Below are 13,183 nucleotides of genomic sequence, written 5' to 3'. Positions count from 1 at the left end.
TATAGAATACTTCTATTATAGACTAAATATAAGCAAAAACTCAAATATTATTCTATATTTTGGACTTGTTCTTTGATTTTCTCAATAACACTCTTTAATGCGATTGCTTGCTTACTTAAAACAATATCATTCGCTTTCGATCCAATTGTATTCGCTTCACGATGCAATTCTTGAGATAAAAAATCTAACTGGCGACCAACAGCTTGATTAGAAGATAGCAATTCATCTATTTGTTCAGTATGCGACAATAGACGTGTCACTTCTTCCGTTATATCTCCCTTATCGGCCAACATTGCTACTTCTTGAACTAAACGTTGGTGATCAACATCTACTTCCTTCAATGTATCTTTGAGTCTAACTAATACACGATCATAGTAATGTTGTTTCAGCGTTTCACGGTTATCGTTCAATTCATTTGCTAGCTTTTTAATCTCTTCATTATACTGTAACACATCTTGCCTTAATGTCCCACCTTCATCGATTCTCATTTGATAAGTATTGGCGAGCGCTTTTTCCAAAGTAGCCATAATCACTTGCTCTAACGCTTCATCTACTTGGTTAGATTCGTCTTTTTCAAACAAACCCTCTAGTTGTAATAGATGATTAATCGTTATATCGCCCGACATCCCTGTTTCGTCTTTAATTTCATCTACTTTAGCTAAATATTGATTCAATAAAGGCCAATTAACATTGATTGTGGGTTCACTCAATGATTCTCCATTCATTTGAACCCATATGTCTATTCGTCCTCGATTAAACCAATTTCGACACTGTGTTTTTATCTTATCTTCTAAAGCTGTTAATTCTCTTGGCAATTTAAAAGAAAAATCTAAAAAGCGATGATTCACGGTTTTGATTTCTACAGATATTTGTCGGTCATGATATGTTTCAACAGCCTGGCCATATCCTGTCATACTTTTTATCACAATAATCACCATCTTTTATTTAGTACCTAACATATTCTCGCATTATTTCGAATAACTTTTCAACTAATTAATGGTATAAAATCCGTAATTGTTCATGCTATACTGAAAACCTATGAGGTGATAAATATGCCATTTGATGGAGTAGTAACCCGTGCGATCACGAATGAATTAACAAGTTTACAAGGTGGTCGCATTCAAAAAATATACCAACCAACTGATAGCGAGCTCATTTTAACTGTTCGTAGTGGTGGGAAGAATCACAGCCTACTCATCTCAACGCATTCAAGTTATGCTCGCATTCATTTAACGAATGAAAAATATACAAATCCGAAAGAACCACCGATGTTTTGCATGGTCTTACGTAAATATTTAGGCGCTGGGTTCATCGAATCGGTTGAACAAGTTGAATTAGAACGCATTATTCATATTAAAGTCCGCAGCAAAGATGAAATTGGCGATGAACAATCCAAAACCTTAATCATCGAATTAATGGGCAAACACAGTAACGTCATGGTCGTCGATCCTGAACGTAATGTCATATTAGACAGTTTAAAACACATCAGTCCAGCACAAAACCGTCACCGGACGATTTTACCTGGTCAGACGTATATTGCTCCGCCTGAACAAGGTAAACTTAATCCGCTTGAACTAGACGGTGATACATTTGTCCGTAAGCTCGATTTCCTCCAAGGAAAAATCGACCGACAAATGTTGAATCTGTTAATGGGATGTTCACCACTTGTTACAAAAGCATTAGCAAGCGAGGCTTACTTAGGCGATAATCAAGCGTATGCTGACGTGTTTGAGACATTTAAGGATCATTTGATTAATCATCATTATGAACCGAAACGCGCAATCGGACAACAGGAAGACTTTCATGTCTTACCAGAAGTCACTTTTGACCAAGAGACGAAAACGTTCGACTCAATCAGTGGCATGCTAGACGATTATTATGCAGGCAAAGCTGAACGCGACCGAATAAAAAATCAAACACATGATTTAATGCGCTTCTTAAAAAACGAAAAAGCGAAAAATGAACGCAAAATCAAAAAACAAGAAAAAACGTTAGCCAAAGCTGAACAAGCTGAAGACTATCAAAAATATGGCGAACTATTAACGGCCCACTTACACCTCGTGAAATTAGGTGATGAAACGGTCGATGTCATGGATTATTATGACCCAGAACAAAAAACGATCACGCTTGAGTTGGATCCAAACAAGTCGCCAAGTGATAATGCACAATATTATTTTAAACAGTATCAAAAGTTGAAGAAATCAAAAGAAGTCGTCCTCGTTGAAATTGAAAAAGCCAAACAAGAAATCGACTATTTCGAACGCTTAATTCAACAACTCGAACAAGCAAGACAAGATGATGTGCAAGATATGCGCGAAGAACTCGAAGAAGAAGGTTATTTAAAAGCAAAACAACAAAAGTCGAAGAAGAAAAAACAAAAATGGTTGCAACCTGACCACTATCAGGCCTCAGATGGAACAGAACTCATCGTGGGTCGCAATAATAAACAAAACGAATTCGTGACGAATCGAATGGCAAATAAGAATGATATCTGGTTGCATACAAAGGATATTCCCGGCTCACACGTCATTATTCGCCATAGTGATCCAAGTGACGAAACCATTTTAGAAGCGGCGATGATCGCGGCATACTACAGTAAAGCGAAACATTCATCAACTGTGCCAGTCGATTATACAGCGATCAAGCATGTCCGTAAGCCAAACGGAGCGAAACCAGGCTATGTCACATATGACAATCAACAGACTGTCTATGTGACACCTGATGAAAGACAGATTGAGCAGATGAAAGTAACGGAAGACCAGCCGACATAATACCGTTTCGTTAAATAATAATTAATCAAAATAATACCCGAAAGATTGATTTTTCAATCTTTCGGGTGTTTCTTTTTAAATGAAGTGCAATAATTATATTGTGAAATTCATGTCATATAAAGTATATAAATGATGGCGGCAGGTTTCTTAAGTAGGTTGGCCCATACCAGAAACAACTATAATTAAAAATATAAATGCTCCAATACCGATACTTGCAATTAACGACATAATTGGGATTATATTTTTCTCTCTTTTACGCATGATCCCAATCAGGGCCAAAGTTACAGCGATTACTAAAGGTAAAAATAACATTACTTCAGAAAAGTCTCTACCTCCCAGCATAGCTATAAAAATGAAAATAGGTATGACACTAAAAACGAATGACGACCAACTTAATATAGTCATCTTTTTCATCTCTAAACCCCCTTCATTGAACGTTCTTTAGTTTAAAGCCCTTTTCAATGTGGTTCATTTTATGTAAAAAGATTTATGTTACCCTAAATAACTAGTAACCATTTATACCTTGTCCAACTATTATACTCCAACAACTCTTAATCAACATATCCATATACTATTAGCTACCTACTGCTAAACCAACTATAATTAAAATCGGGTATGCAAAAACTCCAAAACTTATAATAAAGGCTATTAAAGGAATGATATTCTTTTCATTCTGCTTATAGAGGGCTATGATTGAAAACCCTATAGATACAAATAAAGAGAAACCTATTAATAATAGCGAAATTTCATAACCTCTTAATAGCATGAATATAGCAAAAACAGGTAACATACTTAAAGCTAAAGATACCCAACTGACTGTACCAATCTTTTTCATCTCACAAACTCCTAAATTAGATTTTATAAATGATATAAACGACACTATACCATAAAAATCCTTTTTTGAGAATCTTCTGGAAAGCTTTAACAGAGGAAAATAGTGAATTGTAAGAGATTCAATTAATTAGTTGTTATAAGCTACTTATCCTAATTAAATTTTAAGATTCAGAGCTTGTTAATATAAGATTATCACGCCACTCTAGTAAGGCATTATATTCATTTTGATTTATTTCACCTTTATCCCTCAATAAGTTGGCGATCTCATCAAATGTCACTAGGCTAGTATTAATAATCCCCTTTTGATTGAACTGTTCTTCTGCCACGTCTAGTCCATAAGTGAAGATCGATAACACATACAACACTTCGCAACCTTTTTCCCTTAAGGCTTCGACGACCTTTGTTGCACTTTGTCCAGTCGAAATCAAATCTTCAATCACGACAACTCGATCACCTGAATCGACGCGACCTTCAATCATGTTTTCTAACCCGTGCCCTTTCGGTTTACTGCGTACATAAATCATCGGTAAATCTAGCAACTCCGCCGTAAAAGCCGCATGAGGAATTCCTGCTGTGGCACATCCAGCAATCACATCGACTTGGGACCTGTCAATTTGATTAGCTAATTGCCCCGCAATTTGTCGGCGAACCTGTGGATAGGACATCGTTAAACGATTATCACAATAAACAGGTGACGTAATACCTGACGACCATGTAAAACGTTCATTCATATTTATTTTTATAGCTTCTATTTGAATTAACTGTTCAGCTATTGTTTGCTGAGGCATAGGACCACTCCTTTACGATTGATTGATAGATTTCCTTTGGATTGTGAGCTTGTGTGACAGCACGACCAACCACAATCATGTCACTTCCCGCTTCTTTTGCTTTAAGAGGAGTCGCTATACGAGTTTGATCGTGATGATCCCCATTTGCAAGACGAATCCCTGGGGTTAATGTTTTAAAATCTAAACCACAATATTGTTTAATCAAAGGGACTTCATGAACCGAGCAAACAACACCATCAGCCCCACTTTCTTGACCAACACGTGCGTAGTGTTGCACTGTTTCTTCCATACTTTTTTGAATTAATAATTCCGATTCGAGCATTGTCTCATCTGTTGAGGTTAATTGGGTGACGGCTAATAATTGAGACTTGCTATTTTCAGCGATTAATCCATTTTTAGCAGCTTCAATCATTTTGCTTCCACCTGCTGCATGGACGTTCACGATTGATGGTTCATACTGTGCTAATCGTCGCATGGCTTCATAGACGGTATTAGGAATGTCGTGTAACTTTAAATCTAAAAAGATCGGATGGTGCTTCCTTTTTAAATAATCGATGATGCGATGCCCTTCACTATAAAAGAGTTGCATGCCAACTTTGACTGGAACACCTTCTAAATGATGATTTTCTAAAAAATATCTAGCTTCCTCAACACTTCGAACATCTAATGCGAGGTAGATTGATGGCTGCATCGTGCGTCCCTCACTTCTTTTACAGAATTAAACCCATAAGCTTGTAATGTGTTAGGTAAGTCTTGAACTAAACGTTCGCAGATAAACGGATTTTGGAAATTCGCTGTTCCAACCGCGACTGCATCAGCACCAGCTAGTAAGAATTCGAGTACATCCTCCGTTGATTGAATGCCCCCCATTCCAATAATGGGTAAATCTGTTTTTTGACGGACTTGATGAATCATATGGATTGCAATTGGTTTAATCGCAGGTCCTGATAGACCACCTGAACCATTGGCAATAATCGGCGATTGTTGATGTAAATCAATACGTCTTCCTGTTAAGGTATTAATCATTGATAGACCGTCTGCTCCAGCCTTTTCTACAGCCGTTGCGATATCCGTAATATCTGTTACATTTGGGGAGAGTTTAACGAAAACTGGCTTAGTTGACACTGATTTAACGGCTTGCGTGACGTGATAGGCTAAGGTTGGATCCGTCCCGAACTGCACGCCACCTTCTTTTACATTGGGACATGAAATATTTAATTCTAATGCTTGAACGACAGGCTGTTCAGACATTTTTTTAGCGACCTCAATGTATTCCTCAAGTGTGCTCCCTGCAATATTGGCTATGACGGGTACATTATACTGATTTAAGAAGGGCAGTTCTTGTTCAATAATCCCGTTAACGCCAGGGTTTTGTAAGCCTATCGCATTTAACATGCCCGAGGATGTCTCAGCAACTCGAGGTGTCTGATTACCAAATCTCGCTTCACCCGTGGCTGCTTTAATAGCTATCGCTCCTAGTTGATTCAAGTCATAGAACGCACTAAATTCACGACCAAAGCCGAAACAACCTGATGCTGGCATGATCGGATTGTTTAAATGTAAATCACCTAACGTGACTTCTAAATTCATAGAATCACCTCATTTGCTTGTAATACAGGGCCATCTTGACAAATTTTTACATAACCCTTGTCATTCTTTGCTTCACAAACACATGCAAAACAAGCGCCGACTCCGCACCCCATTCGTTCTTCGAAAGATAATTGACCATGCGTATCTGTCATTTGTCTTTGTACAGCTTGTAACATCGGCGATGGTCCACAAGCATAATAATATTGAAAAGGTTGATCTAACTGGTTGATGACATCTGTGACAACTCCGTGGTAACCATAAGTTCCATCGTTTGTTGCTACATAAGTCTCAGCTAATTGTTGAAAAGCAGATTCATAGAAAATGGCTTCATGTGTTGCGAACCCTAAAACAACGGTTACTTGATGATGTCTTACAAGTTGTTTTGTTAAATGGTATAGCGGTGGAACGCCGACACCACCTCCGACAATTAAAATATGATTACCTTCTGCATGTTTAATTTCAAAACCATTACCGAGTGGGCCAAGTACATTTACCATGGTTCCTTCAGTAAGAGTAGACAACCATTTAGTTCCATCACCTGTTACATGATAGATGAGCGTAATTGTTTTTGAGATACGGTTAATATCTGCAACTGATATTGGTCGACGAAGCATATTTAACTTTCCATCACCAATTTGTATATGAACAAACTGTCCTGATTGTATTTGAAGCGGAATCTCTTCACCTGATATCACCATTTCAAATGTGTTTAACGCAATGCATTCGTTTTTCTGAATCGTCATATCTTCAATGATCATACGTTCACAACCTCTTGCTTCGGCATTGGACTCGCGGCAAAACTCATCGACTCAATCACACTTACCATCGCCCCAGCTGTATCTAATGATGTTAAACACGCAATACCATGTTCTACCGCACTACGGCGAATGCGAAAGCCATCTGTTTCTGTCTGCTTACCTCTGGATAAAGAGTTGACGACCAAATGAACATGACCTTCCTCAATAACATGTAAGATGTGGCACTGATCATCCTTAATTTTGTTCACTTCTTCAACCGCTAATCCAGCCTCTCGAATCGCTTGTGCTGAACCAGTTGTCGCATACAATTGAAAACCTAAAGCGTTCAACCTTCTAGCTAAATCAACCATTTCTGACTTGTCTTGATCCGCTACTGTTAATAACACGCTGCCTCCTGTTGGAACTTTTAAACCTGACGCTAATATTCCTTTATACAGAGCCTTTTCTAATGTCTGATCACGTCCAATCACTTCGCCTGTAGATTTCATTTCTGGACCAAGTGTGATTTCGACCTGACGTAATTTCTCAAATGAAAAGACAGGGACTTTAACCGAAATCGTGTCGTCTTCTTCACATAATCCACCCGCAAACCCGAGATCAAATAAAGTTTCACCTAGCATAACGCGGGTTGCGATATTTGCCATCTTCACGCTAGTCACTTTACTTAAAAACGGTACTGTACGGCTTGAGCGTGGATTGACTTCTAACACATAAACATCGCCATCATGATAAACGAACTGAATATTGAGCAATCCTTTTACATTTAACGCCCTAGCAATTGCCGTCGTGATTTCGGCACACTTTGCTTTGACTGAATCCGGAATATGTTGAGTTGGATAAACAGCCATGGAATCACCAGAATGCACGCCTGCCCGCTCGATATGTTCCATAATGCCTGGAATAACAACCGTCTCCCCATCACTAATAGCGTCAACTTCTAACTCCTGACCGATTAAATATCGATCGATTAAAACTGGTCGTTCCGGATGAACACTGACTGCTTCACTCATATATCGTGTTAATTCAAATTCTTCATGAACAATTTCCATTGCGCGTCCACCTAAGACATATGATGGGCGAACTAAAACTGGATAACCGATTTCTCGTGCGAGCTCTTTCGCCTCTTCTTCTGTTGTTGCCATACCAGCTTTTGGCCTTGCGATTTGGCAGTCTTCTAATAACTGATCGAACTGATCTCGATCCTCTGCTCTGTCGATGGATGATTTCGACGTTCCTAAAATCGTCACCCCTCGCTTCTCTAACTCATCGACGAGTGATATCGCTGTTTGTCCCCCGAACTGGACAATTACGCCTTCAGGTTGTTCATGATCAATGACGTGCATGACATCTTCAATCGTTAACGGTTCAAAATATAATTTATCGGATATTTGGAAATCAGTTGATACTGTCTCAGGATTGTTGTTGATTACAATAGCTTCATACCCCGCTTCTTTAAGTGCTAATACAGAGTGAACCGTCGCGTAATCGAACTCAATTCCCTGACCTATTCGAATCGGCCCTGATCCGAGAACAACGACTTTTGGACGCGTGGTACGAATCGATTCGGTCTCTTCTTCATACGTGCTATAGAAATACGGAGTTTCTGATGCAAATTCTGCTGCACATGTATCAACCATTTTATAAACAGGAATGATGCCATGAGTCCGACGCCATTCATATACTGTTTGTTCGTTAGTTTCCCATAAACGAGCTATGGCTTGATCGGAAAAGCCTAACTCTTTAGCCTCGATTAAAGGTTCAACTTGCCAGAGCTGTTTAACTAGTTGTTGTTCGACTACGATAAGTTGGTTAAATTTGTGTAAAAACCAAGGATTTATTTGGGTGATAGCGTGAATATTGTCTACTGAATACCCACGACGAAATGCTTCACCTAACACGAATAAGCGTTCATCATCTGGTTTCGCTAATCGTTCTTCTAACTCTGTTTCTTCAACCTGTCTTAATACGGGTAAATGCCATTCTTCCGTTCCTATTTCAAGTGAGCGAACCGCTTTATGTAGCGATTCTTCAAAATTGCGACCAATCGCCATCACTTCACCAGTTGCTTTCATTTGCGTTCCAAGCTGACGATTAGCAGCTTGAAACTTATCAAACGGCCAACGTGGAATTTTCGTAACGACATAATCTAAAGCAGGCTCAAAATGCGAATATGTTCGGCCAGTGACAGGGTTTTTCATTTCATCTAACGTTAATCCGACAGCAATCTTAGCGGCCAATTTCGCAATCGGATAACCCGTTGCTTTCGACGCAAGCGCACTTGAACGACTGACGCGTGGATTCACTTCTATGACATAATACTGAAAACTATTCGGATCTAACGCCAGCTGGACATTACAGCCACCTTCAATATTTAATTCGCGAATTAATTTAAGCGACACGTCGCGTAACAGTTGATATTCACGGTCACTTAACGTTTGGGACGGGGCAACAACAATCGAATCTCCCGTATGCACCCCCACTGGATCAATATTTTCCATATTACAAACAACAATGGCATGATCTTCGCCATCACGCATGACTTCATATTCAATTTCTTTAAAACCTGCGATATTTCGCTCGATTAAACATTGACTTACAGGTGAAACAGCTAAGCCATTTTGAACGGTTTCGATTAACGTGGCTTCATCTTCACACATGCCACCTCCTGTTCCACCTAACGTGTAGGCTGGTCTTACGATCGTCGGATAACCAATTTGCCCTGCAAACTTAACCGCTTCATCTACTGAACTGACAATCGTACTTTCTGGAATTGGTTCATTAAGTTCAAGCATTAATTGCCGAAAAAGGTCACGGTCTTCAGCCTTTTCGATCGCTTCTAAATTAGTTCCTAATAATTCAATATCATAAGCCTCTAACACACCTCGTTGATGTAATTCGGTCGCCATATTCAAACCTGTTTGACCACCTAAAGTCGGAAGCAAGGCATCTGGACGTTCTTGGCGAATGATTTTAGCTAAAAAATCACCTGTTAATGGTTCCATATAAACAACATCTGCTACCGTTTCATCAGTCATAATCGTTGCAGGGTTTGAATTGGCTAGAATAACTTCATAGCCTTCTTCCTTTAACGCCTGACATGCTTGTGTCCCTGAATAGTCAAATTCAGCTGCTTGCCCAATGATAATTGGTCCTGAGCCAATCACTAGGATTCGTTTAAGATCAGTTCGTTTTGGCATAACGTCACGCCTCCTTCTTTAGTCTGTTTCATCATGGCTAAAAATTGATCAAATAACCCGTTAGCATCATGCGGTCCGGGTGCGCTTTCTGGATGAAACTGAACAGTAAACACTGGATATTCCTGGTGACTCAACCCCTCGATTGTTCCGTCATTTATTGCCCGATAAGTTACACGGAGAGACGTGTTGGATAGGGATGATTCTGACACCGTATATCCGTGATTTTGCGATGTCATCCAAACCTCACCAGTATCAACGACTTTGACAGGGTGATTGACACCACGGTGACCAAAATCTAACGGTTCAGTGTCAGCACCAGCTGCTAATGCGATGAGTTGATGACCAAGGCAAATTCCGAATATCGGAACATATCCGATTAAGTCTTGAACAAGGTCGATTCCTTCTTGGACATCTTTTGGATCACCTGGCCCGTTCGATAACATGACACCATCTGGCTCGAGTTGTAGCACCTCTTGGGCCGTGACATCATAGGGTACGACCGTCACGTGACAGCCTCTTTCTGTTAATTCGCGTAACATGCCATGTTTCATCCCGTACTCGACTAAGACAACACGATAACCTCTACCTGGAATCACATATGGTTTAGCAGCAGAGACACGCTTGACTTGATCATCTGCCAGTGTTGTATCTTTCATCGTTTCTAATAAGGAATCCATTTCATCTATATGATCTAGTAAGACACCTCTCATCGTCCCTTTTTGTCGGATCTTCTTAACAAGTCGTCTTGTATCGATCCCTTTTAATCCTGGGATATCTTTTTGTGTTAAATACTCATCTAATGACATCGTACTTCTAAAATTTGAAGGATACGTTGCCACTTCTTTGACGATTAACGCTGATAACGCAGGTCTTACCGTTTCAAAATCATCTCGGTTAATCCCGTAATTACCAATCAGAGGATACGTCATCACGATCAATTGATCACAGTAAGATGGATCAGATAATGTTTCTTGATAACCTGTCATTCCTGTTTGAAACACAACTTCTCCGATATGATGATTTAAGTCAGCTCCAAACGCTTGCCCTTTAAATAAAGAACCATCTTCTAGCAACAAGTAACGCTTATGCATATGTCTCCTCCTTTTGCCAAACAATGTCACCGTTCATCATCGTTAACGTTGGAATACCTTTAACTGTATAGCCGTGAAATGGTGTATTACGTCCTTTTGATAAAAACTCACCTGAATCAATGACAGTTTCATTTGTTGTATTGATGAGTACCAAATCAGCAGGTGCACCCATTTCGAGTCGACCATACGGTAAGTGAAATATTGTCGCTGGTTTTACGGTTAGCCAATCGATCAGTTGTTCAATGGACCAATGACCCGTTTCAACAAAGTGAGTGTATAGAAGGGGAAAAGCCGTTTCTAACCCGACTATCCCGAACGGTGAAGCTAAAAACCCGTTAGATTTTTCATCTGAGGTATGAGGCGCGTGATCGGTTGCGATACAATCGATTGTACCGTCTTCTAGCCCTTCAATTAACGCTTGACGATCTGCTTCGCTTCTAAGTGGCGGGTTCATTTTATAATGAGCATCGTCTAATGGAATATCATTTTCTGATAGTAGTAAATGATGAGGTGTGACTTCAGCTGTCACATGGATGCCAGCTCGTTTCGCATCTCGTATAACTCGAACAGACTCTTTCGTACTGACATGACAAACGTGGTAATGACAATGTGCAGCTTCTGCTAAAAGGACATCTCGCGCAATTTGAACGGATTCACTAAGCGATGGAATTCCTGGTAAGTTTAATGATCTGTTTCGTTCACCATCATGCATAACCCCACCATATACAAGGGAGTTATCTTCACAATGAGTGACGACTGGTTGACCCACTTGAGCTGCTTGTTGCATGGCTTCAAACATGGTGCCAGCTGATTGCACGCCTACCCCATCATCGGTGAAGGCAACAGCCCCTTGTTTGGTTAATTGCTTCATGTCTACTAAAGATTCACCAGTTTGGCCAGTTGTAATCGCTGCATAAGGTAGCACACGCACGAAAGCATCACGCTTAATTAGGTCTTGAACAAAGGCAAGATTAACTTCCTCGTCTGGAATAGGATTGGTATTCGGCATCGCACAAATCGTTGTAAAACCACCGCGCGCAGCAGCTTGTGTTCCTGTAGCGATCGTTTCTTTTTGCTCTCCACCCGGCTCACGCAAATGCACGTGTAAATCAACGAAACCAGGCGCAACCCGTTGGCCACGACCATCAATCACATGATCGGCTTCACTTAAGTCTACATCGCCAATACTCGCAATTTTACCTTGATCAATTAACACATGCGTCATTTCCCCTTGATACATCACATTTTTAATCAGTTGTCTCATTATGTATACCTCCTTGATTAAGTAATAAATCGATCACTGCCTGCCTTACATACACGCCATTTTCCATTTGTTTAAAAATGAATGACTTCTCACTTTCCACTAACTCAGAGTCGATTTCAACGCCTCGATTGACCGGGGCTGGGTGCAGGATCATACTGTTGCTTCGCATACGCTCAGCCCGCTCAATCGTTAAACCATATGATGTTAAATAATGATCTAAACTGACTGAACTTTCATGACGCTCAGTTTGCACCCGTAGAAGCATCATGACATCAGAATCTTTTACAGCATCATCGATTGATTGATATGGAAATGGCAATGTATCATCTTGCCACGCCTCTGGAGCAGATAGCTTTACGTGAACGCCAAGCCTATTTAACGCAAACGCATTCGACCTAGCGACACGACTATGCCGAATATCACCACAAATCGTCACTGTTAACCCCGCGAATTTTTGGAACTGTTCTTTGATTGTCATTAAGTCAAGCAAACATTGAGTCGGATGCTCACCTGTCCCATCACCCCCGTTTATAACTGGGACGTTTATGCCAGTTAATTGATCGAAATAATTTGCATCAGGATGGCGAATGACAACAAAGTCGGCTCCGATTGCTTCAACCGTTTTCACCGTGTCGTACAAAGATTCACCTTTTGTGACACTCGAAGTTGCTTCAGAGAATGATAAGACTGGTATGTTAAGTTTCTGACAAGCCATATCAAAGCTCATCTTTGTCCGTGTCGATGGTTCATAAAACAATAAAGCCCCTGTTCGCCCGTCAAATGATTGATACCGTTCCTCACGTTTGTACTGTTCAGCTAGCTGAAGAACATCGTGAATCTCATCATTTGATAAATCATCCATTTGATATAAATTCACAATTACCTTCCCC

Annotated in this window: 12 protein-coding genes; 1 reads left to right on the top strand and 11 read right to left on the bottom strand. The window is 40.1% G+C overall.

What is annotated here, in order from left to right:
- Positions 1 to 47 precede the first annotated feature (47 nt).
- Positions 48 to 926, bottom strand: a complete 879-nt coding sequence (locus tag FHR85_RS00475) for a YicC/YloC family endoribonuclease (RefSeq protein WP_167259947.1) — start codon at positions 924 to 926, stop codon at positions 48 to 50.
- A gap of 126 nt (positions 927 to 1,052) precedes the next feature.
- On the opposite strand from FHR85_RS00475, the gene FHR85_RS00470 reads away from it, so the two are divergent.
- Positions 1,053 to 2,771, top strand: coding sequence for an Rqc2 family fibronectin-binding protein (locus FHR85_RS00470; protein WP_167259945.1), 1,719 nt, complete (start codon positions 1,053 to 1,055; stop codon positions 2,769 to 2,771).
- 147 nt (positions 2,772 to 2,918) lie between these two features.
- On the opposite strand, the gene FHR85_RS00465 is transcribed toward FHR85_RS00470, so the two are convergent.
- The 10 genes from FHR85_RS00465 to FHR85_RS00420 all read right to left on the bottom strand — a co-directional run bounded on the left by FHR85_RS00465 (position 2,919) and on the right by FHR85_RS00420 (position 13,173).
- Entirely contained in the window at positions 2,919 to 3,185 is a 267-nt protein-coding gene (locus FHR85_RS00465; RefSeq protein ID WP_167259943.1) for a hypothetical protein, read from the bottom strand.
- Positions 3,186 to 3,345: 160 nt separating this feature from the next.
- A complete protein-coding gene (locus tag FHR85_RS00460; protein WP_167259941.1) occupies positions 3,346 to 3,606 on the bottom strand; it encodes a hypothetical protein in 261 nt (86 codons plus the stop codon).
- Positions 3,607 to 3,766: 160 nt separating this feature from the next.
- Positions 3,767 to 4,393, bottom strand: coding sequence for an orotate phosphoribosyltransferase (gene pyrE / locus FHR85_RS00455; RefSeq protein WP_167259939.1), 627 nt, complete (start codon positions 4,391 to 4,393; stop codon positions 3,767 to 3,769).
- The gene (pyrF, locus tag FHR85_RS00450) at positions 4,371 to 5,084 is read right to left on the bottom strand and encodes an orotidine-5'-phosphate decarboxylase (RefSeq protein WP_167259938.1); all 714 of its coding nucleotides are present in this window, start codon (positions 5,082 to 5,084) and stop codon (positions 4,371 to 4,373) included. Before pyrF ends, pyrE begins: the two co-directional genes overlap by 23 nt.
- Positions 5,057 to 5,983, bottom strand: coding sequence for a dihydroorotate dehydrogenase (locus FHR85_RS00445; RefSeq protein WP_167259936.1), 927 nt, complete (start codon positions 5,981 to 5,983; stop codon positions 5,057 to 5,059). Before FHR85_RS00445 ends, pyrF begins: the two co-directional genes overlap by 28 nt.
- The gene (locus tag FHR85_RS00440; RefSeq protein ID WP_167259934.1) at positions 5,980 to 6,741 is read right to left on the bottom strand and encodes a dihydroorotate dehydrogenase electron transfer subunit; all 762 of its coding nucleotides are present in this window, start codon (positions 6,739 to 6,741) and stop codon (positions 5,980 to 5,982) included. Before FHR85_RS00440 ends, FHR85_RS00445 begins: the two co-directional genes overlap by 4 nt.
- Positions 6,738 to 9,938, bottom strand: coding sequence for a carbamoyl-phosphate synthase large subunit (gene carB, locus FHR85_RS00435; RefSeq protein WP_167259932.1), 3,201 nt, complete (start codon positions 9,936 to 9,938; stop codon positions 6,738 to 6,740). The genes FHR85_RS00440 and carB overlap by 4 nt, the downstream gene beginning before the upstream one ends.
- On the bottom strand, positions 9,905 to 11,029 hold the full coding sequence (locus tag FHR85_RS00430; protein ID WP_167259930.1) for a carbamoyl phosphate synthase small subunit: 1,125 nt from the start codon (positions 11,027 to 11,029) through the stop codon (positions 9,905 to 9,907). The genes carB and FHR85_RS00430 overlap by 34 nt, the downstream gene beginning before the upstream one ends.
- Positions 11,022 to 12,293: a dihydroorotase gene (locus FHR85_RS00425; RefSeq protein WP_167259928.1), complete on the bottom strand. Its 1,272-nt coding sequence runs from the start codon at positions 12,291 to 12,293 to the stop codon at positions 11,022 to 11,024. Before FHR85_RS00425 ends, FHR85_RS00430 begins: the two co-directional genes overlap by 8 nt.
- Positions 12,277 to 13,173 carry an aspartate carbamoyltransferase catalytic subunit gene (locus tag FHR85_RS00420; protein WP_167260489.1) on the bottom strand — a complete coding sequence of 299 codons (897 nt, stop codon included), beginning with the start codon at positions 13,171 to 13,173 and terminating at the stop codon, positions 12,277 to 12,279. The genes FHR85_RS00425 and FHR85_RS00420 overlap by 17 nt, the downstream gene beginning before the upstream one ends.
- Between the last annotated feature and the right edge of the window lie 10 nt (positions 13,174 to 13,183).

Origin of the sequence: Alkalibacillus almallahensis (assembly GCF_011761495.1) — a bacterium.
In the GTDB taxonomy this organism is placed as follows: Bacteria; Bacillota; Bacilli; order Bacillales; family Alkalibacillaceae; genus Alkalibacillus; species Alkalibacillus almallahensis.
Note: the sequence above shows the minus strand (reverse complement) of the source record. Positions and strands in the feature narration are given on the sequence as shown.

What these genes read in the sequence shown, in the direction of transcription:
- FHR85_RS00470 (WP_167259945.1), top strand. Translation starts at nt 1,053, where the DNA reads ATGCCATTTGATGGAGTAGTAACCCGTGCGATCACGAATGAATTAACA.
- FHR85_RS00465 (WP_167259943.1), bottom strand. Translation starts at nt 3,185, where the DNA reads ATGAAAAAGATGACTATATTAAGTTGGTCGTCATTCGTTTTTAGTGTC.
- FHR85_RS00460 (WP_167259941.1), bottom strand. Translation starts at nt 3,606, where the DNA reads ATGAAAAAGATTGGTACAGTCAGTTGGGTATCTTTAGCTTTAAGTATG.
- pyrE (WP_167259939.1), bottom strand. Translation starts at nt 4,393, where the DNA reads ATGCCTCAGCAAACAATAGCTGAACAGTTAATTCAAATAGAAGCTATA.
- pyrF (WP_167259938.1), bottom strand. Translation starts at nt 5,084, where the DNA reads ATGCAGCCATCAATCTACCTCGCATTAGATGTTCGAAGTGTTGAGGAA.
- FHR85_RS00445 (WP_167259936.1), bottom strand. Translation starts at nt 5,983, where the DNA reads ATGAATTTAGAAGTCACGTTAGGTGATTTACATTTAAACAATCCGATC.
- FHR85_RS00440 (WP_167259934.1), bottom strand. Translation starts at nt 6,741, where the DNA reads ATGATCATTGAAGATATGACGATTCAGAAAAACGAATGCATTGCGTTA.
- carB (WP_167259932.1), bottom strand. Translation starts at nt 9,938, where the DNA reads ATGCCAAAACGAACTGATCTTAAACGAATCCTAGTGATTGGCTCAGGA.
- FHR85_RS00430 (WP_167259930.1), bottom strand. Translation starts at nt 11,029, where the DNA reads ATGCATAAGCGTTACTTGTTGCTAGAAGATGGTTCTTTATTTAAAGGG.
- FHR85_RS00425 (WP_167259928.1), bottom strand. Translation starts at nt 12,293, where the DNA reads ATGAGACAACTGATTAAAAATGTGATGTATCAAGGGGAAATGACGCAT.